General features: G+C 68.1%; 23 protein-coding genes. 6 read left to right on the top strand and 17 right to left on the bottom strand.

Annotated elements, in window-relative coordinates:
• Positions 1-50: 50 nt before the first annotated feature.
• From mutM to coaD, 5 genes are all read right to left on the bottom strand, one after another.
• The gene (gene mutM / locus J1902_RS03425; protein WP_207614843.1) at positions 51-1,061 is read right to left on the bottom strand and encodes a bifunctional DNA-formamidopyrimidine glycosylase/DNA-(apurinic or apyrimidinic site) lyase; all 1,011 of its coding nucleotides are present in this window, start codon (positions 1,059-1,061) and stop codon (positions 51-53) included.
• Between the two features lie 3 nt (positions 1,062-1,064).
• Complete coding sequence (gene rnc, locus J1902_RS03420) at positions 1,065-1,790, bottom strand: ribonuclease III (RefSeq protein WP_207614842.1); 726 nt, start codon at positions 1,788-1,790, stop codon at positions 1,065-1,067.
• A 23-nt stretch (positions 1,791-1,813) separates the two neighbouring features.
• On the bottom strand, positions 1,814-2,017 hold the full coding sequence (rpmF, locus tag J1902_RS03415) for a 50S ribosomal protein L32 (protein WP_207614841.1): 204 nt from the start codon (positions 2,015-2,017) through the stop codon (positions 1,814-1,816).
• 33 nt (positions 2,018-2,050) lie between these two features.
• Entirely contained in the window at positions 2,051-2,578 is a 528-nt protein-coding gene (locus J1902_RS03410; RefSeq protein WP_207614840.1) for a YceD family protein, read from the bottom strand.
• Between the two features lie 166 nt (positions 2,579-2,744).
• A complete protein-coding gene (gene coaD / locus J1902_RS03405; RefSeq protein WP_207614839.1) occupies positions 2,745-3,245 on the bottom strand; it encodes a pantetheine-phosphate adenylyltransferase in 501 nt (166 codons plus the stop codon).
• A 94-nt stretch (positions 3,246-3,339) separates the two neighbouring features.
• Here coaD and J1902_RS03400 point away from each other — a divergent pair, with 94 nt between their 5' ends.
• Both J1902_RS03400 and J1902_RS03395 read left to right on the top strand, forming a co-directional pair.
• Complete coding sequence (locus J1902_RS03400; protein ID WP_207614838.1) at positions 3,340-4,566, top strand: aminotransferase class I/II-fold pyridoxal phosphate-dependent enzyme; 1,227 nt, start codon at positions 3,340-3,342, stop codon at positions 4,564-4,566.
• Positions 4,563-5,357 (top strand): spermidine synthase, encoded by a 795-nt coding sequence (locus J1902_RS03395; protein ID WP_207614892.1) that lies wholly within the window; start codon positions 4,563-4,565, stop codon positions 5,355-5,357. Before J1902_RS03400 ends, J1902_RS03395 begins: the two co-directional genes overlap by 4 nt.
• On the opposite strand, the gene rsmD is transcribed toward J1902_RS03395, so the two are convergent.
• The 4 genes from rsmD to thiL form a co-directional block, all read right to left on the bottom strand.
• A complete protein-coding gene (gene rsmD / locus J1902_RS03390; RefSeq protein ID WP_207614837.1) occupies positions 5,354-5,965 on the bottom strand; it encodes a 16S rRNA (guanine(966)-N(2))-methyltransferase RsmD in 612 nt (203 codons plus the stop codon). The two genes, J1902_RS03395 and rsmD, sit on opposite strands and share 4 nt — an antisense overlap.
• A 75-nt stretch (positions 5,966-6,040) precedes the next feature.
• Positions 6,041-8,296 (bottom strand): ATP-dependent DNA helicase RecG, encoded by a 2,256-nt coding sequence (locus J1902_RS03385; protein WP_207614836.1) that lies wholly within the window; start codon positions 8,294-8,296, stop codon positions 6,041-6,043.
• Positions 8,286-9,305, bottom strand: a complete 1,020-nt coding sequence (locus tag J1902_RS03380) for a DAK2 domain-containing protein (RefSeq protein WP_207614891.1) — start codon at positions 9,303-9,305, stop codon at positions 8,286-8,288. Before J1902_RS03380 ends, J1902_RS03385 begins: the two co-directional genes overlap by 11 nt.
• Positions 9,306-9,327: 22 nt before the next feature.
• Positions 9,328-10,341, bottom strand: coding sequence for a thiamine-phosphate kinase (thiL, locus tag J1902_RS03375; protein ID WP_207614835.1), 1,014 nt, complete (start codon positions 10,339-10,341; stop codon positions 9,328-9,330).
• A 213-nt stretch (positions 10,342-10,554) separates the two neighbouring features.
• Between thiL and J1902_RS03370 the strand changes: the two genes are divergently transcribed.
• A complete protein-coding gene (locus tag J1902_RS03370; protein WP_207614834.1) occupies positions 10,555-11,058 on the top strand; it encodes a DUF3515 family protein in 504 nt (167 codons plus the stop codon).
• Positions 11,059-11,122: 64 nt separating this feature from the next.
• On the opposite strand, the gene J1902_RS03365 is transcribed toward J1902_RS03370, so the two are convergent.
• The 4 genes from J1902_RS03365 to murA are packed head-to-tail and all read right to left on the bottom strand — an operon-like array spanning position 11,123 to position 15,440.
• On the bottom strand, positions 11,123-12,265 hold the full coding sequence (locus tag J1902_RS03365; protein ID WP_207614890.1) for a D-alanine--D-alanine ligase family protein: 1,143 nt from the start codon (positions 12,263-12,265) through the stop codon (positions 11,123-11,125).
• Complete coding sequence (locus J1902_RS03360; RefSeq protein ID WP_207614833.1) at positions 12,262-13,296, bottom strand: NAD(P)H-dependent glycerol-3-phosphate dehydrogenase; 1,035 nt, start codon at positions 13,294-13,296, stop codon at positions 12,262-12,264. The genes J1902_RS03365 and J1902_RS03360 overlap by 4 nt, the downstream gene beginning before the upstream one ends.
• Complete coding sequence (locus J1902_RS03355; protein ID WP_207614832.1) at positions 13,293-14,102, bottom strand: lysophospholipid acyltransferase family protein; 810 nt, start codon at positions 14,100-14,102, stop codon at positions 13,293-13,295. Before J1902_RS03355 ends, J1902_RS03360 begins: the two co-directional genes overlap by 4 nt.
• A gap of 12 nt (positions 14,103-14,114) precedes the next feature.
• The gene (gene murA / locus J1902_RS03350) at positions 14,115-15,440 is read right to left on the bottom strand and encodes a UDP-N-acetylglucosamine 1-carboxyvinyltransferase (RefSeq protein ID WP_207614831.1); all 1,326 of its coding nucleotides are present in this window, start codon (positions 15,438-15,440) and stop codon (positions 14,115-14,117) included.
• Positions 15,441-15,679: 239 nt separating this feature from the next.
• On the opposite strand from murA, the gene J1902_RS03345 reads away from it, so the two are divergent.
• Positions 15,680-16,654, top strand: coding sequence for a hypothetical protein (locus J1902_RS03345; protein WP_207614830.1), 975 nt, complete (start codon positions 15,680-15,682; stop codon positions 16,652-16,654).
• A gap of 18 nt (positions 16,655-16,672) precedes the next feature.
• Here the strand turns inward: J1902_RS03345 and leuD are convergent, their stop codons facing one another.
• Together leuD and leuC are read right to left on the bottom strand one after the other, a co-directional pair.
• The gene (leuD, locus tag J1902_RS03340; protein ID WP_207614829.1) at positions 16,673-17,275 is read right to left on the bottom strand and encodes a 3-isopropylmalate dehydratase small subunit; all 603 of its coding nucleotides are present in this window, start codon (positions 17,273-17,275) and stop codon (positions 16,673-16,675) included.
• A gap of 9 nt (positions 17,276-17,284) precedes the next feature.
• Entirely contained in the window at positions 17,285-18,733 is a 1,449-nt protein-coding gene (gene leuC / locus J1902_RS03335; protein WP_207614828.1) for a 3-isopropylmalate dehydratase large subunit, read from the bottom strand.
• Positions 18,734-18,846: 113 nt separating this feature from the next.
• On the opposite strand from leuC, the gene J1902_RS03330 reads away from it, so the two are divergent.
• Entirely contained in the window at positions 18,847-19,566 is a 720-nt protein-coding gene (locus tag J1902_RS03330) for an IclR family transcriptional regulator (protein ID WP_207614827.1), read from the top strand.
• 93 nt (positions 19,567-19,659) lie between these two features.
• Entirely contained in the window at positions 19,660-20,196 is a 537-nt protein-coding gene (locus J1902_RS03325) for a DUF1697 domain-containing protein (protein WP_207614826.1), read from the top strand.
• Positions 20,197-20,214: 18 nt separating this feature from the next.
• On the opposite strand, the gene J1902_RS03320 is transcribed toward J1902_RS03325, so the two are convergent.
• Positions 20,215-21,834, bottom strand: coding sequence for a GTPase (locus tag J1902_RS03320; RefSeq protein ID WP_207614825.1), 1,620 nt, complete (start codon positions 21,832-21,834; stop codon positions 20,215-20,217).
• Positions 21,831-23,660, bottom strand: a complete 1,830-nt coding sequence (locus tag J1902_RS03315; protein ID WP_207614824.1) for a dynamin family protein — start codon at positions 23,658-23,660, stop codon at positions 21,831-21,833. The genes J1902_RS03320 and J1902_RS03315 overlap by 4 nt, the downstream gene beginning before the upstream one ends.
• Positions 23,661-23,683: the final 23 nt, after the last annotated feature.

Raw genomic sequence — 23,683 nt, 5'->3', positions numbered from 1 at the left:
CGGTTCTCCTGAGTGGCCGGTCCCGTTCAAATCTGATGCGCACGCTGCGGCTACCAGCGCCCGTTCCGCGGCCGGGGCTGGCACACCGGGCAGGTGTGGGAGGAACGGTTCATGAACTGTTCGCGTTTGATGATGCTGACGAGTCCGGCGGCGGCACAGCGGCTGCACGGTTCGCCGGTGCGCCCGTAGGCGTTCAGGGACCGGGCGAAGTAGCCGGAATCACCGTTGACGTTGACGTACAGGGAGTCGAAGCTGGTGCCGCCGGCGGCCAGGGCGTCCGTCATGACGTCCCGGGCGGATTCCACCAGGCGTTCGGCATCGGCCCGCCGCAGCGTATCCGTTGGCCTGGCGTAGTGGAGCCCGGCCCGCCACAGGGCTTCATCGGCGTAAATGTTCCCGATGCCGGAAATGACTGACTGGTCCAGCAGCACCCGCTTCAGCCCGGTCTTGCGGGACTTCACCTTGCGGTAGAAGTCCTCGAAGGAGAAATACGGATCGAGCGGATCCCGTGCGATGTGGGCGGCTTCCTCGGCAATCTCCGGGAGGGGCGTTTCGCCCAGTCCGCCAGGGCCGCCGTCGGGGGTTGGAACCAATGCAGTGACGAAGAGTCCGCCGAAGATCCGTTGGTCCACGAAGCGCAGCTGTTCGGGCATGCCCTCAGCGGCGCTCAGCCGGATCCTGACCTTGAGATGTTTCTCGTCGGGAACGTGAGGATCCTGCATGAGCAGCTGTCCGCTCATGCCCAGATGCGCCATGAGCGCGACGCCGGGAAGAATGACGTCGGGAAGCGGCCCGCCGCCGTCGCTCCCGCCGGACGGTTCGACGCCGTCGGAGCCTTCGCCGTCGGAAACTTCCATGGCGAGCGGCATCCAGAGGAATTTTCCGCGGCGGACAACGTCCAGGACTGTGGCGCGTTCGAGGTTGCCGATGAAGTCTTCGGCGCCCAGGCCGTGGCGCCTAATGGACCGGGGGTCCAGGACGTCCACGGAGGTGATGGTGCGGCCGCGCACCCAGCGGGCCAGGCCGCGGCGCACCACTTCGACTTCGGGAAGTTCGGGCATGGCTCAGGCGGAGGCAGGACCGGCCGCGGCACTGTCCTGGGCCGTCTTGTCCTGGGCCGTGAGCGTGCGCCAGGCGTCCGCAGCGGCTTCCTGTTCGGCTTCCTTCTTGGAATGCCCGGAGCCGTTGCCGTAGGACGTGCCGCCGATCAGGAGTTCCGCCACGAAGGTGCGGGCGTGGTCCGGGCCGGAGCCATTCACGGCGTACTGCACGGAGCCGAGCTGCCGGCTTGCGGCCAGTTCCTGGATGCTGGTCTTCCAGTCCGTTCCCGCGCCAAGGGCTGCGGCGTCCAGGAGAAGCGGGCCCACCAGGCGCATGACCAGTTGGCGTGCGGTCTCGATGTCGTTCGAGAGGTAGGTGGCCCCGATCAGCGCTTCCATGGTGTCGGCCAGGATGGAGGCCTTGTTTTTGCCGTCAGTGAGCCTTTCGCCCTGCCCGAGGTAGATGTACTCGCCGATGCCCAGTTCCCGGCCGATGCCGGCAAGGGCCCTGGTGCTGACGACGGCGGAGCGCCGCTTGGCGAGGTCGCCTTCGGGCAGTCCGGGGTTGTCACGGTACAGCGAGTCGGTCACGGAGAAGCCCAGGATGGAGTCGCCGAGGAACTCGAGGCGCTCGTTGGTGGGAATCCCGCCGTTCTCATACGCGTATGAGCGATGTGTCAGAGCAAGACGAAGCGTCTCGGCGTCAATAGAGACACCGAGACGCTTCAGAAGCTCTTCAGTTGAAGACATCCTTTGTCAGCCTGTGCGGCAGATTAGGCGTCTGCGACCTTGCGTCCCTTGTATTCAAGGAACAGCGCAGTGCCGGCGGAGTCGGTAACGACCTTTGCCTGGTGCGGCAGGCTGTAAACAACCTGGCCGTTTTCGATGGTCTTGACCAGGGCGGGGGCAGTTGCCTTCCACTGGGCACGGCGGGCGCGTGTGTTTGCGCGAGACATTTTCCGCTTGGGAACAGCCACGGCTATCTCATTTCTCTCTTAGTCGAACACTTACTAATCAGTTTGCCGGTCAGTCTTAGCCAGGTCAGCTAGGGCAGCCCAGCGAGGATCAATGACCTCGTGGTGGTGCCCCGGCTCGTCTTCCAGGCGTACTCCGCATTCGGAGCAAAGGCCCTGGCAGTCTTCCCGGCACACCGGCTGGAACGGCAGCATGGTAACCACTGCGTCCCGCAACACCGGCTCAAGATCGATCAGATCGTGCTCGACTCGACGTTGCTCTTCATCGTCTTCTTCATCGGAAAGCTCGATGCCTTCGTAGAAGAAAAGTTCTTGCACATTGACCTCAAGGTCATACGCAAGGGGATCCAGGCATCGACCGCATTCGCCGGAAACTTCGACGCTTACGGATCCGGATACCAGAATTCCTTCGTGTACGGCCTCAAGCCTGAGGTCCAGCTCGATGTCCGAGCCTTCCTTCACGCCAATGAGTGCCACACCAAGGTCACTTGGTGCAGGTACATGTTCGTTGAGTGTCCGCATGGTCCCTGGACTGCGTCCAAGGTCCTTGACTACCAGCGCCAAGGGCGAACTTGCATCTCGCTTGATGAGAACTCCTGTAGAACATATGACCGACGTACCATCTTAGCCCGATCACGCGAAAGGACTCAAACCGGGGCCGCTGGGAAGGTGATTCCCGAATGGATCCGCATCGAGCACCGCGTGTGCGGCGGAGAGGTACCGGTACAGCCTACCCTTTGCGGGGCTGCTCTGCTGGAGGCTCGCCGGCGAGGAGGCGCTTCAGCACGGATTTGGGCACGAAGTCGGAGATGTCCCCGCCCAGGGCGTTGACCTCTTTGATGAGCGTGGAGGACAGGTGCAGGTAGTGCGATTCCGCGGGCAGGAAGACGGTCTCGACGCCGCTGAGCTGGCGGTTCATGGTGGCCATGGGCAGCTCGTAGTCGAAATCGGAGGACGAACGCAGGCCCTTGACGATGGCGGAGATCCCGCGGTGCTTGCAGTATTCGGCGAGGAGGCCCTCGCCCATGGGTTCGACGATGATGCCGCGCAGGGAGGCCAGGGTTTCCCGCGCCATGTCCATGCGCTCTTCCAGGCCGAAGCGGTATTTCTTCGCATAGTTGGTGGACACGGCGACGATGACTTCGTCGAACAGCCCTGCTGCCCGGGCGATGACTTCGAGATGTCCGTTGTGGATGGGGTCAAAGGATCCAGGGCATACCGCACGTCTCATGATCTGAACCTACCCCATTCGGCGGGCGGGATACCATGGCTGGAATGGCGGACCGGACTGGCCGGATCCGCCGTGCAGGAAGGCAACACAGACAGTGACGAGCCCGGCCACATCATCCGAGACTTCTCCAGCCCCGTGGCAACGCGCCGCAACGGGCGCCAACCTGCTCTCCCCGAACGGCGGCCTCGGCGTGACCATCTTCGAGGAGATGACCATGCTCGCCCTGTCGGCCGGTGCCATCAACCTCGGCCAGGGCTTCCCGGATGAGGACGGCCCCGCGGAAATCAAGGCGGCCGCGCAGGCCGCGATCGCCGCCGGGGTCAACCAGTACGCCCCGGGCAAGGGCTTGGCTGTCCTGCGCGAGGCTGTCGCGGCCCACCAGCAGCGCTTCTACGGCCTGACGCCGGATCCCGAGACGGAAGTCATCGTCACCACGGGCGCCACCGAGGGCATCGCAGCTGCCCTGCTGGCGTTCATCGAACCCGGGGACGAGGTCCTGACCTTCGAGCCCTTCTATGACTCGTACGGCGCCATCATCGGCATGGCCGGCGGCAGGCACGTCACCGCCCCGCTGCTCGCCCCCGACTTCATGCCGGACCTGGACGCCCTCGAGTCGGCCTTCAGTTCCCGCACCAAAGCGGTGCTGCTGAACAATCCGCACAACCCCACCGGCGCGGTCTTCCCCCGCGAGGTCCTCAGCCGCATCGTAGAACTCGCCACGAAGTACGGCGCCCTGATCATCAGCGACGAGGTCTACGAGCACCTGACCTTCGGCGTCAAGCACCTTCCCGTGGCCACCATCCCGGGTGCCGCCGAACGTACCATCACGATTTCCTCCGCCGGCAAGACCTTTTCCTTCACCGGTTGGAAGATCGGCTGGCTCAGCGGTCCGCAGCAGCTGGTGGCGGCTGTCCGCACCGTGAAGCAGTTCCTGACGTACAGCTCGGGCACGCCGTTCCAGGGGGCCATCGCCGTGGGACTGGGCCTGCCGGACGATTTCTACACGGGCATCGCCAGCACCCTGCAGCACAAGCGAGACATCCTGGCCGAAGGGCTCACCGCGGCCGGCTTCGGCGTCTACAGCCCCAAAGGCACCTACTTCATCAATGTGGACACGGCCCCGCTGGGCATCACCGACTCGGTGGACCTGGCCCGGCGGCTCCCCGGGCTGGTGGGCGTGGCCGCCATCCCCGTCCCCGTCTTCTGCCACCCCGAGGGCGCCGAGCGCACGCGCAGCCTGCTCCGCTTCGCCTTCTGCAAGAAAACCGAGGTCCTCGAGGAGGCAGCCTCCCGGCTCGCCACCCTGCGGGACAAGCTCTGAGCCGTACCAGCCCCGGCGGCCACGAGGCCTCCCGCTTCCTGCGGACCACCGGCCAGCACGCGGCCATCGAAGCCGACTCCCTGATCGACGGCGCCTACATCCTGAGCATCGGCGGCGCACAGCAGTCGCACGTGAATGTCGGGGAGCCAGCCGAGATCTTCTACGAGTACCTGCGCCGGATCGGCCACGTGGTGGATCTCGCCGCACCCGCGGGTGCCCCCATCGCCGCCCTGCACCTGGGCGCCGGCGCACTGACCCTGGCCCGGTACATCCAGGCCACGCGTCCCGGCTCCGAACAGTACGCCGTGGAGCTCGAGCGCGAACTGCTGGACTTCGTCCTCCAGAAACTGCCGATGCCCGACGGTACCCGGCTGCACACACACATCGGCGACGCCCGCGACGCCCTCGCCGAGCTGCCTGCGGAACTCCGCTTCGACGTCGTGATCCTTGACATCTTCTCCGGACCCGAGGCGCCGGAGCACATCGCGTGCACGGAGTTCTATGCGGCGGCTGCCGCCCGGCTCCGGCCCGACGGCGTACTCATCGTCAACGTGGGCGACGAGCCGGGGCTGACACTGGTGCGCAGCCAGGTCGCGGCCATGCGCCGGGCCATGCCCGATGTTGGCGCGTTCGCCGAAAGCGGCATGTTCGCCGGCCGGTACCCGGGCAACATCATCCTGGTAGGCACGCCCTGGCCGTGGCCCGCCACCTGGACCGCAGAGCTCCTGGCGCGCGGCCCGCACCCCGCCGCGGTTCTGAGCGGCGTGGAACTGGATCGGATCTCGGACTAGTCCCTTGGGGTATCTTCCGACGACGGCTCAGGGACAATGTCCACCGTGGGTTCCGCGAACCAGAGCCGCGTCTCGCCGTATTTCTTCTCGGCAAAGCGCTCCATGGATGCGGGCCAGTCCGGTTCCGCCGTCCGGGCCGAGCGCTCCACCACCACGACGGCGGCCTCCTCCAGATGCGGCGCGAGCTTGCTCAGGACGGCGTTCAGTGCCAGCTCGTCGAGCGGGTAGGGCGGGTCCAGGAACACGAGGTCCCAACGCACGTCCTCGGCGGCGCGCTCCAGGAACGACTCCACCCGGGCGCGGTGCACGGAGACTCTCTTGCCGCCCAGGACCTGGTTGACCATGTCCGCGTTGCGCTGGCAGACCTCGCTGGCGCGGGCATCGAACTCAACGAGCTCCACCGTGGCGGCGCCGCGGCTGGCGCTCTCGATGCCCAGCGATCCGGAGCCGGCGTAGAGGTCCAGCACCCGGGTGCCGTCCACGACGTCGAACGCGTCCAGCCGTGAGAACAGTGCCTCCTTGACGCGATCCGTGGTGGGCCGCGTGGCGTTGCCGGGCACGCTGATCAGGGGGTTGCCTCCGGCCACCCCGGCAATGACCCGGCTCATCGGCGAACCCCGTCCACAGGAGCGGCCACATGACCCGCGGCAGGACCGGTCTGCGTCTGATGCTGCATGGATTCCTTAGCCGCGTTCAAGGAACGCCTCCTTCTCGGGGTTCAAGTAGTCGTCGATGGCCGCGGCCAGCGTCTGGTGGTTCTGCAGCCCGGGGTCCTCGGCCACGAGCCGCTGGGCGTCGGCCCTGGCCCGGGCGATGATGTCCTCGTGCTCCAGCACGCGCAGTAGCTTCAGGGTGGAGCGGCCGCCGGACTGCGAGGCGCCCAGAATGTCGCCTTCGCGGCGGAGCTTGAGGTCTTCCTGGGAGAGCTCGAAGCCGTCGGTGGTTGCCGCCACGGCGTCCAGGCGCCGGCGGCTCGGGTGGCCCGGCTCCAACGTGGTCACCAGCAGGCAGGTTCCGGGCAGCCCGCCGCGGCCCACGCGTCCGCGCAGCTGGTGCAGCTGCGAGATGCCGAAGCGGTCTGCGTCCAGGATCACCATGAGCGTGGCGTTGTGGACGTCCACGCCCACCTCGATCACCGTGGTGGACACGAGCAGCTTGGTTTCGTTGGCGGCGAAGGAGGCCATGGTCTCGGTCTTGAGCGCGGGGTCCTGGCGGCCGTGCAGCGGCTCCACACGGACGCCGTCCAGCACTGCTTCCTGGCGCAGGCTCTCCAGCACCGTCGTCACGGAGGCGAGTTCGCGGGCGGAGGCATCCTCCGCCAGGTCGGCGTCGCTCGGCTCGGCTTCGCCGGGGGTGAAGTCGCCGTCGTCGTCGGTGCCGATCTTGGGGCACACCACATAGACCTGGTGGCCGGCGTCGATCTCCTCACGCGAGCGTTTCCAGATCCGCTCCGCCCAGCCGGGGTTTTCGGCGAGCCCCACCACATGCGTGGAGATGGGTGCGCGGCCGGCGGGCAGCTCATCCAGCACGGAGGTTTCGAGGTCGCCGAACACGGTCATGGCCACCGTGCGGGGAATGGGCGTGGCGGTCATGACCAGCAGGTGCGGCGGGCGGTTGGCTTTCGCGCGGAGGGCGTCGCGCTGTTCGACGCCGAAGCGGTGCTGCTCGTCCACCACGATCAGGCCCAGGTCCTGGAAGCTGGTCTTGTCGCTCAGAAGGGCGTGGGTGCCGATCACGATGCCGGCGTTCCCGGAGGCCGCGTCCAGCATGGCCTGCTTCCTGGCGGCCGTGGGCAGGGAACCGGTCAGCAGGGTCAGCTGCACGGTGTCCGGGCCGGCGTCGCCGCCCAGCATCCCGGTCCCGCCGAAGATCCCGTCGCCGGCCAGAGGGCCCAGGGTGCGGCGGATGGAGTCGAAGTGCTGGGCCGCGAGGACCTCGGTGGGGGCCAGCAGGGCGGCCTGCCCGCCGGCGTCGACCACCTGGAGCATCGCGCGCAGGGCAACGATGGTCTTGCCGGAGCCCACCTCGCCCTGCAGCAGGCGGTTCATGGGGGTGTCCTGGGCGAGCTCCTCCGCGAGGGTCTTCCCGACGGCGGTCTGGCCGGCCGTGAGGGTGAACGGCAACTGCCGGTCGAAACAGGACAGGAGGCCCTCGGCGCGGGGCCGCCGGGCGGTCGCTTCCTCGGCTGCCAACTGGGCGCGGCGGCGGGCCAGCGCGGTCTGCAGGACCAGCGCTTCCTGGTAACGGAAGCGTTGCTGCGCCCGCCGCCAGTCCCCGGCGGTCTCCGGCGAATGAATGAGGCGGTAGGCATCGGCCACGGTCAGCAGGCCGTCCCGGCCGGCGATGGACTGCGGCAGCGGGTCTTCGAGGGCGTCGAGGTCGAGGGTCTGCAGCAAGGAGCTGATGACCTTGTGGATGGACCAGCTGGTGAGCTTGGCCGTGGCCGGATAGACCGGGATGGGCATGGCCGCCAGCTTCTCGGGATCCAGCGACCCTGTGAGCTCCGGGTCCTCGTCCAGCAGCATGAAGTCCGGGTTGGTCAGGCCCAGGGATCCGCCGTAGCGGGTTACCTTGCCGGAGAACATGGCACGCCGACCGGGCTGCAGTTCGGCCTTGGCGCGGAAGCCGTTGAAGAAGCTGAGCTTGAGCGTTCCGGGCACGTGGCTTCCGCCGGCGTCGTCGGTGACCACGACGTCGGTCAGGGAACCTCGGCGGGCGCGCATCTGGCGGGTGGAGTTGGACAGCACCCGGGCGATCAGGGTGACTTCCTCGTCAAGCGGGATGTTGCTGATGGGCGTCAGTTCCCCGCGGCTGAGGTACCGGCGCGGGAAGTAGTTCAGCAGGGAGCCTGCTGTCTTCAGCCCCAGGTGCTTTTCAATGACGGAGGCGGAGCGCTTGCCGATCTTGCGTTCGAGGGGCAGATCCAGCTCAGAGTTCATGCCGGTGCCGGCCTGCGGAGGCGCCGGGGGCTGCGGGTTCACGGGCCGCGGCAAGCTGGCTGATCTCGATGCCGGCGGGTTCGCCGAGGGAACGGATCAGCGCAACTGCCGGTTCGGGATCGCGGACGTGGACGTGGACCCGCCAGCGGTAGCTGGTCTCGGCCGTGGAATCGTCGTCATCGTGGCCGGCGGAGCTGCCCACTTGGCTCATGATGACGGAATCGCCCATCTCGTCCAGCCGCTGCCGGAGGGTGGCGGCTGACAGGGGCGAAAGGTTGATGGTGCACATGACTTCGACGCCGTCGTCGGGTGGCATCTGGGCGTGGATGTGCGGATCCTGCAGTTTGTATCCGTGCAGCCCCTCCAGGAGTTCGTCCTCCAGTTCCTCGCCGAGCACGGCGGAGCGCAGGCAGTCCAGGACCAGCAGCATGCCCACGCCGCCGGAGTCCACCACGTGGGCGGCGTGCAGGGGCGCGAGTTCGTCTTCGGTGCGGATGACGGCCGCCAGGGCGGCGTCCACCACGGCGTCCAGGGCCAGGGCCAGGGCGTAGTTGCTGTCGTCGCCGTTTTGCGCGGTGTCCATGGTTCCGGCGGCCCGGGCCGCGGATTCGAGGACGGACAGCATGGTGCCGGGCACGGGATCGCTCAACGCGGACCAGGCGCGGATCTGGGCGCGGTCCAGGGCCGTGGCCAGCACGGAGGCACTCAGCCGTGACTTGCCCGCGAGGGGTTCCGCAACCGCGCACAGGAAGACGGCGAACAGGGTGCCGGAGTTCCCCCGGGCCTGCTCCATCGCGGCCTGGCCGGCCTTTGCGAGGACCGCCCCGATGTCGGTGCCGCCCTCGGTGCCTTCGGTGGTGTCGCCGGCGAGCGCAAGCCGGGCCGCACGGACGGTGAGGTACAGGTTGGTACCGGTGTCGCCGTCGGCCACGGGGAAGATGTTGATGGCGTTGAGGCGGTCGCTGTGGTTGCCGAGCGTGGTCTCCGCCTTGCCCAGCCAGCGCTTCATCGCCTGCGCGTTGGCGGCAATCTTAGTCTGCAAAGTGATCCCATCCCACGGTGTTTGCGGCCAGCCCCGCCATGGTGACGCCAGTGCGTCCGCCCTCGGCAACGGCCTGCACCGAGCCTATCGCAGTGAAGCCCTGCGGCAGCTGAATTCCGGCCGGGAACGTGGCCAGGAGGCCGTGGTCCTCTCCCCCGCCGAGCACCCAGGTCATGGGGTCCGCTGCGAGGAGGTCCGAGGCTGCGCGCAGCGCCTCGGCAAGGGGTTTCAGGGCAGCGGGGTCAAGGTCTAGCCCCACGCCGCTGGCGGCGGCGAGACGGCCGCCGTCGCGCACCAGGCCGTCGGAGACGTCCATCATCGCGGTGGCACCTGCCCGTGCGGCGGACGGACCAGCCGCGAGGGGCGGCACCGGCCGGCACTGGCCGTCCATGAGCTGCCGCTGTTCCGCGGTGAGCGAGCCTGCCGGAATGTCGCTCTCGAGCAGGGCAAGCCCTGCCGCGGCCCGTCCGACGGTTCCCGCCAGGGCGAGCGTGTCCCCGGGCCGGGCGCCGGAGCGCAGCACTGGTGGGAGGCCGTCCAGGGTCCCGACGACGGCGACCGTCACCGCGATCTCGCGGCCGCGCCCCAGGTCACCGCCTGCGACGGAGCAGTCTGCGGCGCCGAGGCCGATGATGCCTGCGGTTAGCCCGTCGGCGAAGCCTTCGACCCATTCGACGGGGGTGCCCGGCGGCATGGTCAGGCTGACCACCATGGATGTGGCGCGGCCGCCCATGGCATTGATATCGCTGAGGTTCTGCGCCGCGGACTTCCAGCCGACGTCGTACCCGGTGGTCCGGTAGCCGTTGTTCCACTCGAGGCGGAAGTCCTGGTCCTGGGTCTGGGTGTCAATCGAAATCAGCGTCCGGCCGTCCGGGGCGGCCACCAGCGCGGCATCGTCCCCCGGGCCCAGCAGGATGCCGGGGCTGTGGTCCAGGCGCGGGAAGATCCGGGCGAGGAGCTCGGACTCCGAGAGTTCGGCAACGGTCAACTGTTCATTGGGCACGCGTCTACGCTATCGCTTGGCGCCGACATTGAAGCATCCGTGCCGGCTGCGGCTCGAATTCGTCGGCAGCGCGTTCGCGTTCCCGACCCAACGTTTCTTCCTTCCAATGCCCCCCAGGCGTGGGGATCGTCCGTTGCCAGGCACGAGCGGTCCGGGTGATCCCTGAACCCGGTTCCGAAAACCTGGTTCCGAACTCCACGATAGGCTGGACACATGCGACAAACGAGACCCGCCGTGCACATCCGCGCCCTTTGTTCTGTATCAGCCGCGGCTGCATCGCTCCTCGTTCTCAGCGGCTGCTCCCCCGCAGTGGATGTCGCCGCCGCCGGCGACGCTGCGAATCCGGCCTGTGCCCCCATGATGGTGGCGCTCCCGGACGCGATCGGCGACGCTGCCCTGCGGAAGACCAACAGCCAGGCAACAGCGGCTTGGGGCGACCCCTCGCGGGTCATCCTGCGCTGCGGCGTCAACGTTCCCGGCCCCACCACGGACCGCTGCGTGAGCGTCAATGACATCGACTGGGTCATCAAGGAAGGCGAGCCGTTCTGGACGCTGACCACCTACGGCCGCGAACCGGCCACGGAAATCCTGATGGACCCGGACAAGATCAGTTCGGCGACCGTGCTGGCCGATCTCTCCGCGTCGGCGGGCAAGATCAAGGCCACCAGAAACTGCGTTGGCCAGGAAGAGGTCCAGAACCTGCCGACCAGCAAGTAGCCGGAGCGCCTCCCGGGGGACAGCGCACGGCGGCCACCGCCGTCGGGCTGTCACCGCCCGGCCGTCAGCGCAGGCCGGTCTTCCGGTTCAGCGCAAGGTAGATCAGTTCGTCGATCAGCCCGGCGTAGGGCAGGCCCGAGGCGGCCCACATCTGCGGGTACATGCTCTTGGGCGTGAAGCCGGGCATCGTGTTGATCTCGTTGATGATGAGTTCGCCGTCGGGCGTGTAGAAGAAGTCCACCCGGCTCAGTCCCTCGGCGCCGACGGCGTCAAACGCCTGTGCGGCAAGCTCGCGGACCCGGGCAATGGCCTCCTCCGGCATGTCCGCCGGGCAGCTCAGTGCCGCGGCGCCGTCCTCGACGTACTTGGCATTGAAATCGTAGAACTCGTGCTCTCCTGCCGCGACTGCGATCTCGCCCGGCATGGACGTGCGGGGTGCATCGGTGCCCCGGCCTTCCAGCACGGCGCACTCGATCTCGCGGCCCACAATTCCGGCCTCGATGACCAGTTTGAGGTCGTGCCGGCGGGCCTCTTCGATGGCCGCGTCGAGGCCGGCCAGGGAGTCCACCTTGGAGATGCCCATCGACGAGCCCGCACGCGCCGGCTTGACGAAGACGGGGAAGCCCAGCCGGTCCACGCGCTTGCGCACGGCCTCGGCGTCGTTGCTCCACTCACGGTCCGTCACGGCGATATACGGCCCCACCACCAGGCCGGCGGCCTCGAAAACGACCTTCATGAAGTGCTTGTCCATGCCCACCGCGGAAGCCAGCACGCCGGCACCCACGTAACGGGTGTCCGAGAGCTCCAGCAGCCCCTGGATGGTGCCGTCCTCGCCCCAAGGACCGTGCAGCAGCGGGAAGACCACGTCCACCGGGCCGAGCTCCTGCGGCACCGCGTTGGGCTCCGTGACGATCAACTGGTGTGCCCCGCCGATTTCGGCCAGAGTGACGGTCTTGTCCGACGGCGCCACTTCCGGCAGCGAGGCAGCGCTCAGTGACCACTGGCTGGTGTCGCCCGAGGCGAGCACCCACTGGCCGGACTTGGCGATCCCGATCGGAACGACGTCGTACTTGCTCTTGTCGATGGCGCCCATGACGCCGGCGGCAGTCACGCAGCTGACGGCGTGCTCGCTGGAGCGGCCGCCAAACAGCACGGCCACGCGGGGGCGGCGGACGGCGTCGGGGGTGGTTTCTTCGGTCACGGTCAGTAATCGCCTTCGGACTTCAGGGCCCGGGCCAGCAAGCGCGGCCCGAGATCATCAACGGACATTTTGCCTTCGAGGACAGCCACCACGGCTGCCGTAATGGGCATCTCGACGCCCAGCTTGCCGGCCAGCTCGTGGACGGCGTGGCCGGACTTGATGCCTTCGGCGGTCTGCGTCATGCGCTCGGTGACCTGTTCCAGGGTGAGGCCTTCGCCCAGCAGACGGCCCGCGGTGTGGTTGCGGGACAACGGCGAGGAGCAGGTGGCCACGAGGTCGCCCAGGCCCGCGAGGCCGGCCATGGTGTGCGCCTGCCCGCCCAGTGCCAGGGCCAGGCGCGAGGTTTCGGCCAGGCCGCGCGTGATGACGGAGGCCTTGGTGTTGTCGCCCATCTGGCGGCCTTCGCAGATGCCCACCGCGAGGGCGATGACGTTCTTGACGATGCCGCCGATTTCCACGCCCACCACATCGGTGCTCGTGTAGGGGCGGAAGTACGGGGCGGTGCAGCAGACGGCGATCGACACGGCCGTGGCCTCGTCGCTGCAGGCGACCACGGATGCCGTCGGTTCCTCCCGGGCGATTTCCATCGCCAGGTTGGGGCCGGAGACGACGGCGACCCGCGCCGCCGGGATGTCGAACTCCTCGGCAATCACTTCACTCATGCGGGCGTCCGTGCCGAGCTCGAGCCCCTTCATCAGGGAAACAACCACGACGCCGGGCGCAAGCAGCGGCTTCCACTCGCGCAGCTGGGGGCGCAGGGACTGGGCCGGGACGGCGAGTATGACGATGCCCGCGCCGTCGAGGACCTCGGCGACATCGGTGGAGGCGGTGATGCAGGTCGGCAGCTCGGTGTCCTTGAGGTACTGCTCGTTGCGGTGCTTGGTGTTGATCTGCTCCACCACTTCGGCGCGGCGGCCCCAGATCCGGATGCTCCGTTCACTGCCGGCTGCGGCGGCGGCGTCGGCAAGGACCTTCGCGAAGGTGGTGCCCCAGGACCCCGCGCCGAGCACGGCAATGACTGATTGGCTGTGTGTCATTTGGGGCCGTCCTGACCGGGCTCGGGGTCCGTTGCTGGGGCGTCGTCCGGGGCGGCGCTGCTTGCGGCGCCGCGCTCCATGAAGCGTCCGTGCTTGGCCTGGTTATGGGCCGAGGGATCCCAGCGCTCCGCCGGGGGATCCTCGCCGCGCAGGGTGGCCAGGAGGGCGGTGATGGCATCCATGATCACGTCCGTGGCTTCGGTCAGCGTGGCCCGGTCCAGGGGCCTGCCCGCAAAGGCGCTGAGGTCCACGGGTTCACCCACCAGGATGCGTGAGGTCTTGCGCGGGAAAATGTGGAAGCGTTTAGCGTACCGGGGAAAGACCTCGTGGGCGCCCCAGTGCGCGATCGGGACCACGGGTATTCCGGTCTGAAGGGCCAGGCGCGCCGCACCGGTGTGCCCCTTCATCGGCCACAAACCCGGATCCCGGGTGAGCGTGCCTTCCGGGTAGATGATGATGGCCCCGCCGGCGTCCACCACGTCCCGGGCCGCTTGCAGCGAGCGGTTCGCTCCCGCCGTCGAGCGTTCCACCGGGATCTGGTTGGTGGCGCGCAGCAAGGTGCCCAGGACGGGGGCCTTGAAGAGACCCGCCTTGGCGAGGAAGTGCGGCGGACGCTTCATGTTGTACAGCATGTGCCCCACCACCACGGGGTCGATCTCCGTGCAGTGGTTCGGCGCCGCGATGAAGCCTCCGGCGGGAAGCTTGTCAGTGCCTTCCCACTTCTTGGCCATAAGGACGTTCATCAGCGGACGCGCGAGCCCTGCGAGCAGCGCGAACATGGCACGGCTCTTGGCCGATTCCTTCAAGGAGGTCCCCCGTTACTTGGCTGAGGTGATGTCGAAATCTGCGCCGAGGCCGGCCAGTTTGTCGGTGAAGCGCTCGTAGCCGCGGTTGATGATGTCGATGCCCGTGACCCGTGAGGTTCCGGTGGCGGCGAGGGCTGCGATGAGGTGGCTGAAGCCACCGCGGAGGTCCGGGATGTCGATGTCCGTGCCCTGCAGCGGGGTGGGGCCGGAGATGACGGCCGAGTGCAGGAAGTTCCGCTGGCCGAAGCGGCACGGCACGCTGCCGAGGCATTCGCGGTGGACCTGGATGCTGGCACCCATGCGCGTCAGCGCCTCAGTGAAGCCGAAGCGGTTCTCGTACACGGTTTCGTGCACGATCGAGACGCCCTCGGCCTGGGTCAGGGCAACCACCAGGGGCTGCTGCCAGTCGGTCATGAAACCGGGGTGCACATCGGTCTCGAGGACCAGCGGGCTCAGCTTGCCGCCGGGGTGGTAGAAACGGATGCCGTCCTCGCGGATGTCCATGCCACCGCCCACCTTGCGGTAGGTGTTCAGGAACGTCATCATGTCGCGCTGCGAGGCACCCTCGACGAAAATGTCGCCGCGGGTCACCAGCGCGGCCGACGCCCACGACGCCGATTCGTTGCGGTCGGACAGGGCACGGTGGTCATAGCCGCCCAGGTCCTTGACGCCTTCGATCCGAATGGTGCGGTCCGTCTGGACGCTGATGATGGCGCCCATCTTCTGAAGCACGGCGATGAGGTCAATGATTTCCGGCTCCGTGGCGGCGCCGGAGAGTTCCGTAATGCCCTCTGCACGCGTGGCGCTCAGCAGGACCTGCTCCGTGGCCCCGACAGACGGGTACGGCAGCGAGATCTTGGCGCCCTGCAGGCCGTGCGGCGCCGAAATGTGGATGCCGCCGGGGCGTTTCTCCACGACGGCGCCGAACTGGCGCAGCACGTTCAGGTGGTAATCAATGGGGCGGTCGCCGATCTTGCAGCCGCCGAGGTCCGGAATGAAGGCTTCGCCGATCGCGTGGATAAGCGGGCCGCAGAGCAGGATGGGGATGCGGGAGTCACCGGCATGGGCGTCGATGGCCGTGCTGGAGGCCGTCTTGGCGTCCTTGGGATCCAGGGTGAGATCCCCCGTGACGGGGTCCTTCACCACGGTCACGCCGTGGAGCTGCAGGAGGCTGGTGACAACCTCCACGTCCTTGATTTCCGGCACGTTCCGCAGCACGGACGGCTCGCTGCCCAGCAGCGCCGCCACCATCGCTTTTGGTACAAGGTTCTTGGCACCGCGAACGGTTACGCGCCCGGTCAACGGGACGCCACCGCGGATTGTCAGAACACTACTCATCTATACCGGTTTCCTCACGAATACTCGCCCCCCATACTTACAAAGGCTCCAGCTAAGCATAGAAGCTCGCGGAACTGATCCGAAATGACGGGGGTTCGGGGTGGAGTTGCGGGACGTGCGGTCCGCGAGATCTGCCAGGCTGGGCCGAGTCGACCGGTCAGGAACCGCGGGCTGCCCTTTCCGTCCCGGAGTGGATCACGCCGCATAGCGATCCCGATGACGACCACGGCGCCCGGACCGTGGCCAGGCAGGCAAAGCGCAAGGAACTGGTCCAGATCCGGCGCGGCCTCTACTTGCCTTCGGGCGGCTGGAACTCGATGAAGGAGTGGGAGCAATTCGCGGTCCGTATCCACGCGGTACAGGCCACGGCCAAGATCGCGCCGGTATTCTGCGGACAGTCCGGCGCCGTCATCCTGGGGCTGCCGCTGATCGACACTCCTCGTGAAGTAGAGACGCTGGTGCGACGGACCACTGGCGGCGGACGCTCCAAGAACGGAGTGCGCCGGCGGTTCGGCGACCCAGGGTCCGCAAATATCGTGACCGTCGACGGTCTGCAGACCACGCCGGTCACTGAAACCCTGCGCGATCTGGCCGCGAGGTTGCCCCTCGCGCACGCACTGCCCGCGTTCGATGCCACCCTGGACCGGGCCGGAAATGCCGCGTACCTCGGCCATGGCATCGCGTCACAAGCAGAACTCCGGGGACGGTTGCTCGGGTGCCTGGATGAGCTCAGCGCCACCAAGCAGGCCAGGGTCCGGCGCGTTCTGGCCGCAGCCGACGCCCGTTCGGGTTCCCCGGGCGAGTCCCTGAGCCGTGCCGTGATGATCCAGGCCGGCTTTCCGGTACCTGAGCTGCAGGCCAGGTTCACCGACCGGCGGGGACTGATCGGCTACACGCACTACTACTGGCCGGAGCACGGGCTGGTCGGAGAATTCGATGGCTGGGCCAAGTACAGCCGGGGCAAATATCTGCAGGGCAGGCTGCCGGAAGACGTGCTCAGGGCCGAGAAGATCAGGGAAGACAGGCTCCGCGCCACCGGGCTGCGGGTGGTCCGCTGGATGTGGCAGGAAGCAAGGAATGCCGCCGCCTTGTGCACGAAGCTCCGCGAGGCCGGGCTCCGTCCCACGCGCAGCCACGGAAACAAAAGTGCACCCGGTGAGGAACGGTGCACCCCGTCAAGCGGGGGCGTTGTTCCTTACCGGGTGCAATTCTGAAACGGGGCAGCCCCGAACCTACTGCGTCTTGGCGGGAAGCGTCAGCGGCTTGAAGGAGGGCCGGGTGGCCTCGTAGGCGGTGATGTCTTCCTCGTGCTGCAGGGTCAGCCCGATGTCGTCCAGGCCCTCCAGGAGGCGCCAGCGGGTGTAGTCGTCGATCTCGAAGGGCGCAACCACGTTGCCGCATTCGACCGTCTTGGAGACCAGGTCAACCTTGACTTCGGTGCCCGGGGCGTTCTCCAGGACCTTCCAGATGAGCTCGATGTCGTCCTGGGCGACTTCGGCGGCGAGGAGGCCCTGCTTGCCGGAGTTGCCGCGGAAGATGTCGGCGAAGCGGGAGGACAGCACGGTCTTGAAGCCGTAGTCCTTCAGTGCCCAGACGGCGTGTTCACGCGAGGAGCCGGTGCCGAAATCGGGGCCGGCCACCAGCACTGAGCCGGACTTGAACGGCTCCTGGTTCAGGATGAAGGTTTCGTCCTTGCGCCAGGCAGCGAACAGGGCGTCTTCGAAGCCCGTGCGGGTGATGCGCTTGAGGTAGACGGCCGGGATGATCTGGTCCGTGTCCACGTTGCTCTGGCGCAGCGGGACGCCGATTCCGGTGTGGGTGGTGAATTTTTCCATGGGATCCTCCTAGGCGGCGTCGGTCAGGGTGGCGGCGGGGGCGGGGTCCAGGTCCGACGGCGAGCTGAGCGTGCCGCGGACGGCAGTGGCAGCAGCGACGACGGGTGAGACCAAGTGCGTACGGCCACCCTTGCCCTGGCGGCCTTCAAAGTTGCGGTTCGAGGTGGAGGCGCAGCGTTCCCCCACGTCCAGCTGGTCCGGGTTCATGCCCAGGCACATGGAGCAGCCGGCGAAGCGCCACTCGGCGCCGAAGTCCTTGAAGACCTGGTCCAGGCCCTCGGCCTCGGCTTCCAGACGGACGCGGGCCGAGCCCGGCACCACCAGCATGCGGATGTTGGGGTCCTTGGTGCGGCCCCGGACGATGTCCGCCGCGGCGCGGAGGTCCTCCATGCGGGAGTTGGTGCAGGAGCCCAGGAAGACCGTGTCCACGCGGATGTCCTTCATGGGCGTGCCGGCTTCGAGGCCCATGTACTGCAGGGCGCGTTCGGCGGCAGCCTTGGCGTTCTCGTCGCCGAAGTCCTCCGGGGAGGGAACCTTGGCGGACAGGGAGACGCCCTGGCCGGGGTTGGTGCCCCAGGTGACGAACGGCTCCAAGGTGTCGGCGTCGAGGTCCACTTCGACGTCGAAGGTGGCGTCGGCGTCGGTGTGCAGGGTGTTCCAGTACTCGACGGCGGCATCCCAGTCGGCGCCTTCCGGCGCGTGGGGGCGGCCGTACATGTAGTCGTACGTGATCTGGTCCGGGGCAACCAGTCCGGCGCGGGCACCTGCCTCGATGGACATGTTGCAGATGGTCATGCGGGCGTCCATGGACAGGGCACGGATGGCCGAGCCGCGGTATTCCAGGACATAGCCCTGGCCGCCGCCGGTGCCGATCTTGGCGATGACGGCCAGGATGATGTCCTTGGCGGTCACCCCAGGACGCAGCGTGCCTTCAACGTTGATGGCCATGGTCTTGAAGGGCTTGAGCGAGAGCGTCTGGGTGGCCATGACGTGCTCCACCTCGGACGTGCCGATGCCCATTGCCAGGGCACCGAAGGCGCCGTGGGTGGAGGTGTGCGAGTCGCCGCAGACCACGGTCATGCCGGGCTGGGTCAGCCCCAGCTGCGGGCCCACAACGTGCACGATGCCCTGCTCGGCGTCGCCCAGGGAGTGCAGGCGGACGCCGAACTCCTTGCAGTTGTTGCGCAGGGTCTCGATCTGCGTGCGGCTGGTGAGGTCCGCGATCGGCTTGTCGATCTCCAGCGTGGGCGTGTTGTGGTCCTCGGTGGCAATGGTGAGGTCCGGGCGGCGCAGCTGGCGGCCGGCCAGGCGCAGGCCTTCGAATGCCTGCGGGGATGTCACTTCATGGACGAGGTGCAGGTCGATGAAGAGAAGGTCGGGCTGGGCATTGGCTCCTTCGCCTTCACCCTTGCGCACCACGTGTGCGTCCCAGACTTTCTCGGCCAGTGTCTTTCCCACGGCCTGCTCCCTTCACTGCGGTTGGATGTTCTGCTTCCACTGAACCAGCACGGCCGTGGAATAGGCCAGCGAAACAACTTGCATCTCAGATAATGAGACGGCAATATCATTACATGGACAATTCTAGTGGAGTCGGCGTCATCGATAAAGCGGCCCAGGTGCTCGATGCACTCGAGGCCGGGCCTACCACCCTCGCGCAGCTCGTGGCAGCCACGGGCCTCGCCCGGCCCACCGTGCACAGGCTTGCCTTGGCCTTGGTCCACCACCGCCTGGTCAGCCGCGACATCCAGGGCCGCTTCGTCCTGGGCAGCCGGCTGGTGGAGCTCGCCTCGGCCGCCGGCGAGGACCGCCTGATCGCTTCGGCGGGCCCCGTGCTCATCCAGTTGCGCGACGCCACCGGCGAGAGCGCCCAGATCTTCCGCCGTCAGGGCGACTGGCGCGTGTGCGTTGCCTCGGCCGAGCGCCCCATCGGCCTGCGCGACACCATCCCGGTCGGCACCCAGTTGTCCATGAAGGCCGGCTCCGCCGCCCAGGTCCTCCTCGCCTGGGAAGACCACGACCGCCTCCTGGACGGCCTGCAGAACGCGCGCTTTACGCCCACCGTCCTGGCAGGAGTACGACGCCGGGGCTGGGGCCAGAGCCTCGGCGAGCGCGAGCCGGGTGTCGCCTCCGTTTCGGCACCGGTGCGCGGACCGTCCGGCCGCGTGATTGCCGCCGTCTCCATTTCCGGCCCCATCGAGCGCCTGACGCGCCAGCCGGGCCGGCTGCACGCCGAAGTCGTCTGCAACGCCGCCCGCGTGCTGACCGAAGCGCTCCGCAAGAACAACGAGTAATCCCCACCGCCCCCTAACCTCGCTGCGCTCGTCCAGGGAACCCTGGCGGCGTGGGCCCATTCCGGCGTCGGGCCCCCGCTGTAGGGTGGGCCCATGGACAGCTATGCCGTCTTCCTGCGCGGAATCAACGTGGGCGGGATCAACATCAAGATGGCCGATCTCAAGGATGCCCTGAAGGCGTATCCGTTCACCGGGGTCAAGACACTTCTGGCCAGCGGCAATGTGGTGCTGCAGAGCGATCTTGGTGCCGGGGACGTGAAGGCCCAGTTCGAGAAATGCCTCCGCGATGCGTTCGGCTACGACGCCTGGGTGGTGGTGCTCAGTGGTTCCCGCGTGGCCGAGCTCGTGGAGGCCTGCCCCTACCCCGCCGACGACAAGTCCACCCACAGCTACGTCACGCTCACCTCGGACACTGCCGTGCTGGATGAACTGTTCGAGGCCGGCGAAGCCTTGGGCGGCGTGGAGCAGCTCCGGCTGGGGCCCGAGGCTTCGGCGTGGCTCGCCCCCGCCGGAGGAACCCTGGACAGCCCGTTCAGCAAGCTGTCCTCCAAGGCCCGGTACAAGGCCAGCACCACCACTCGGAATCTCCGCACGATGATCAAGGTCCGGGACGCCGCCGCGGCACCGTAAGCAGCTATTTCGCCGCGCCTACTTCGCCCGCGCCGCCTTCAGCGCAGCGTTGAACGAGGCCAGGCGGCTGACCTCCAGTTCCACCGGCTCCACGATGCGGCTGTCGGCCACCTGGGCCACCGCAGCCCTGAGCCTCTTGCCGGCCTGCGCCGCGCGCATCCTGGCCGCGGCACCTGCTATCAGCCGGCCCACGATGGCCAGGACAATTCCCAGCAGCACTCCCCCGGCGATCATGAGCGTCGGCACCGGCCAGCCTTCCACGCGGGGCACCTCCGGCACGGGCATCTGCAGGTAGCCCAGCACGGCAAGGAAGCCCAGCCAGCCGACCCCACCCAGGGCAAGCAGCAGCGAGAGCCACTGCACCGTGTTGAACACCGGCCACCACCATGACCGTCTGCCCGCTTTGAGGTCCGTGCCCGCGATGGCCTGGTCCAGGGCATCGGGCAGTTGGTCACGGCCGTCTCGGGCAACGCCGCGGATGCTGGCCCGCCAGGGACCCGGGGCGCCCTGCGAGGCGGCGTCGGCAAAATCACGGACGGCGGCATCCGTACGGGCCCGCTCGGGGGCTCCCGCAGGCGGCAGCGAGGTCCGGTTGAGTTCGGCCTTCGTATCGTCCCGGCCAAGGTTCAGGCGGCGCAGCGGATCCGGCCGGAAACGCAGCAGCCAGCGCGTCAACGGCCAGCCCGTGCGGCGCACGGACTCCCGCTTGTAAGAGCGCCCCACGGCCTCGACCACCACGTGGACGTTGGCCGCCGTCGCAAGTTCCTTGGTGAGCCGCGCCCTCGCTGCAGGGCTGGCACCGCTGGCGCCCCCCTCCCCCGAGGCACCGCCCAGTTCCTCCGCGGCCTTGGCCACATCGGCGGCCAGGCGCTGCGTCACGGCTTCATGCTGCACCACCACGCGGCGGACGGCTGCCCGCACGGCATCGACGCCGGTGCCTTCCAGTGCGGAGGCGCCCAGTATCTGCACCTGTCCCAGGCCGTCGCGGGCCAGGATGCCGCGCAGCGATTCCAGGACGGCAGCGGCGTCTGCCGCGGTGAGCTTGTCGATCTGGTTCAGCACCACGAGCGTCACGGCCCCGTGGGACGCCAGGGGCCGGAGGAAGTCATTGTGGACAGCGGCGTCGGCGTACTTCTGCGGATCGAGCACCCACACCAGGACGTCCACCATCCCCACCATGCGCTGGACAATCTGCCGGTTCTCGGCGCGTGTGGAATCAAAGTCGGGCAGGTCCAGGAGGATCAGCCCGGTGTCCTCTGCGGCGAGGCCGGGCACCTCGCCGAACGTGTGCCGTTGCCGTACATCGAGCCAGTCCAGCAATGGCCCGCTGCCGTCGCTTCCCCAGATGCCGGCAAGGGGCTCGGAGGTAGTGGGCCGGCGTACCGCAGCCGTGGCAATGTTGGTAGCCGCGATGGCGTTGAACAGGGAGGACTTGCCGCTACCGGTGGCGCCGAAGAACCCAACAACGGTGTGCTCGGCGGACAGTGAACGCCGGGAACTGGCGCGCTCCAGGACCCCGTACACCGAGTCGAGGACCGGTTCCGGCAGGACGCCTTCGGCGAGTTCCCGGGCCGTGTTCAGTGCCTCGAGGCGGGCTTGCAGCGCTGAGGCTTCACGGACCTGGCTGTGGCGGCTCATGCGGATTCCGCCAGCCGCCGGAGGGCCAGTGCGTTGCGGGCAAGGGACTCCGCGGAGCCGGCGGCGTCGCTGCTGAGCCGGGACAGGAACCTTTCCTTCTCGGCCTCCAGCAGGCTGCGGCACTGGGTCTGGAGGTCGTCCCTGGCTTGCTGGGCGAGTTTGCGCACCGCTTCTTCCCCGAAGACCGCCTCCAGCAGTTTCTGGCCGACGACGGCGGTGCCGCCTGCGATGCCGATCTCCAGTCCGGTGAGTCCCGCCGTCATGGAAAAGACCACGATCATCAGTGCCGCGCCGAGCCCGTTGACGCCGAAGGACATCCACCGGGCCTGGCTGCGCTTTCCCTGGCCCTGGGTCCGGATCATGTTCATGAGCCCTTCCTGCCAGCCGCGGATGGCAGCGGCGGCCCTTTGCTCGAATCCGGGGCTGGTGCCGGAGAAGTCGTCGCTGCCCAGCAGTTGCCGCCCGGCCGGGTCCGAGCGCCAGCGCCGGTCCACGTCCTCGGCGGCATTGGCTGCCTCGTCGAGAATGACTGCCTGCAATCCGGTCTCGATGGCGGTCTCCACCTTGACGGCCGGCGTCGGCTCGCCCCGGAAGAAGGCCCCGATGCGGTCGCGCACGCGGCCGATGTTTTGTTCGAGAGCCCGGAAGAACTCGCCCGTGCCCACGAAGTCCTGCCAGCGCGCCAGGACCTCGCCGCGCAGAAGCGCACCGTCCCGGGTGGCGGCCACGATGCGTTCGAGGGCCTGCCGGTATTCCTCGTCGACGGCGGCACGCAGCCCATCCGAGGCCTCGTCCTGGGCCCTGACGGCCTGCGAAGCGGCCTCCACATGGCCGCCCAGGGCCTTCACGGCGCCGTTGAGCGTGCGCCGGGCGAGTTCGGCCCGGCCGGCGGCGTCGGCAGCCAGTTCCTTGAGCCAGAGGCCGAGCGGTGTGACGGCGGCTGCCGGCAGCATGCCGAACTTATCCAGGGCCGCCTCAAGCACGGTGAAAAGCCTGGCTTGGCCCAGCCCTTCGCGCCCAAGCATGGCCGCGAGGTCCGTGGCGACCTCCTGTTCGGCGGCGGGCGGCACACGGTCCAGCACCACGGCCACGGTGATGTCGCGGGAGGCAGCGTCGAGGAGCAGTTTCCACGGCACGGCGTCGGCGTAGCGGTTGGCGGTGGTGACGAAGATCCACAGGTCCGCAGCGGCCAGGAGCTGCCCGGCAAGCCGGCGGTTGTCGTCCGAAATGGAGTCGACGTCGGGGGCGTCCAGCAGCGCGATGCCGCCGGGAACACCTTGGTGTCCCACCAGGACCAGCGAGGTGATGGCGGCGGCGTCCGGCGTCGCGCCTGCCTGGTTCGCCGGCACCGGGGCAGCCGTGACGGTCCCTTGGATGCGGCTGAGGTTTGGCAGGATGCGCTGGTCCTGGAACCAGGCGTCGTCGGCGGGGTTGTGCAGCAGGATGGGCTGCCGGGTGGTGGGGCGGATGGCCCCGGCCCGGGTGACGGGATGCCCCACCAGGGCATTGACCAGGGTGGACTTGCCGGCCCCGGTGGAACCGCCGACGACGGCCAGCAGCGGGGCGTCGAGGTTGCGGTACCGCGGAAGGATGTAGTCGTCCAGTTGGGCGAGCGACTCACGGATCCGGCGCCGCGCGTCCTCGGCCTCGGGAAGCGCCAGCGGCAAGGAGGCGGCTGCCAATGCCTCGCGGGTGGCCTCCAGGAGCCCGACGGCCGCGGCCGGCCCCCGTTCCGGCTGTCTGTCTGCAGCCGTCGGCTGTTCGTTTGCGGTCACAGCATCATCATGCCAGCCTGTCCACGCTTCGGGGGTGAAAGTAAGTGGCATTCCTGTAACCCCGACATTCCGGG

It is taken from the genome of Arthrobacter cavernae (genome assembly GCF_017368795.1).
GTDB classification, from domain to species: domain Bacteria; phylum Actinomycetota; class Actinomycetes; order Actinomycetales; family Micrococcaceae; genus Arthrobacter; species Arthrobacter cavernae.
The sequence above is the reverse complement of the archived record's forward strand: the minus strand, read 5'-3'. Positions and strand labels throughout refer to the sequence as shown.

Coding starts and splice junctions, on each gene's coding strand:
- mutM (WP_207614843.1), bottom strand. CDS start 1,061: ATGCCCGAACTTCCCGAAGTCGAAGTGGTGCGCCGCGGCCTGGCCCGC.
- rnc (WP_207614842.1), bottom strand. CDS start 1,790: ATGTCTTCAACTGAAGAGCTTCTGAAGCGTCTCGGTGTCTCTATTGAC.
- coaD (WP_207614839.1), bottom strand. CDS start 3,245: ATGAGACGTGCGGTATGCCCTGGATCCTTTGACCCCATCCACAACGGA.
- rsmD (WP_207614837.1), bottom strand. CDS start 5,965: ATGAGCCGGGTCATTGCCGGGGTGGCCGGAGGCAACCCCCTGATCAGC.
- J1902_RS03385 (WP_207614836.1), bottom strand. CDS start 8,296: ATGAACTCTGAGCTGGATCTGCCCCTCGAACGCAAGATCGGCAAGCGC.
- J1902_RS03380 (WP_207614891.1), bottom strand. CDS start 9,305: ATGAAGCGCTGGCTGGGCAAGGCGGAGACCACGCTCGGCAACCACAGC.
- J1902_RS03370 (WP_207614834.1), top strand. CDS start 10,555: ATGCGACAAACGAGACCCGCCGTGCACATCCGCGCCCTTTGTTCTGTA.
- J1902_RS03360 (WP_207614833.1), bottom strand. CDS start 13,296: ATGACACACAGCCAATCAGTCATTGCCGTGCTCGGCGCGGGGTCCTGG.
- murA (WP_207614831.1), bottom strand. CDS start 15,440: ATGAGTAGTGTTCTGACAATCCGCGGTGGCGTCCCGTTGACCGGGCGC.
- leuD (WP_207614829.1), bottom strand. CDS start 17,275: ATGGAAAAATTCACCACCCACACCGGAATCGGCGTCCCGCTGCGCCAG.
- J1902_RS03330 (WP_207614827.1), top strand. CDS start 18,847: ATGGACAATTCTAGTGGAGTCGGCGTCATCGATAAAGCGGCCCAGGTG.
- J1902_RS03325 (WP_207614826.1), top strand. CDS start 19,660: ATGGACAGCTATGCCGTCTTCCTGCGCGGAATCAACGTGGGCGGGATC.
- J1902_RS03320 (WP_207614825.1), bottom strand. CDS start 21,834: ATGAGCCGCCACAGCCAGGTCCGTGAAGCCTCAGCGCTGCAAGCCCGC.
- J1902_RS03315 (WP_207614824.1), bottom strand. CDS start 23,660: ATGCCACTTACTTTCACCCCCGAAGCGTGGACAGGCTGGCATGATGAT.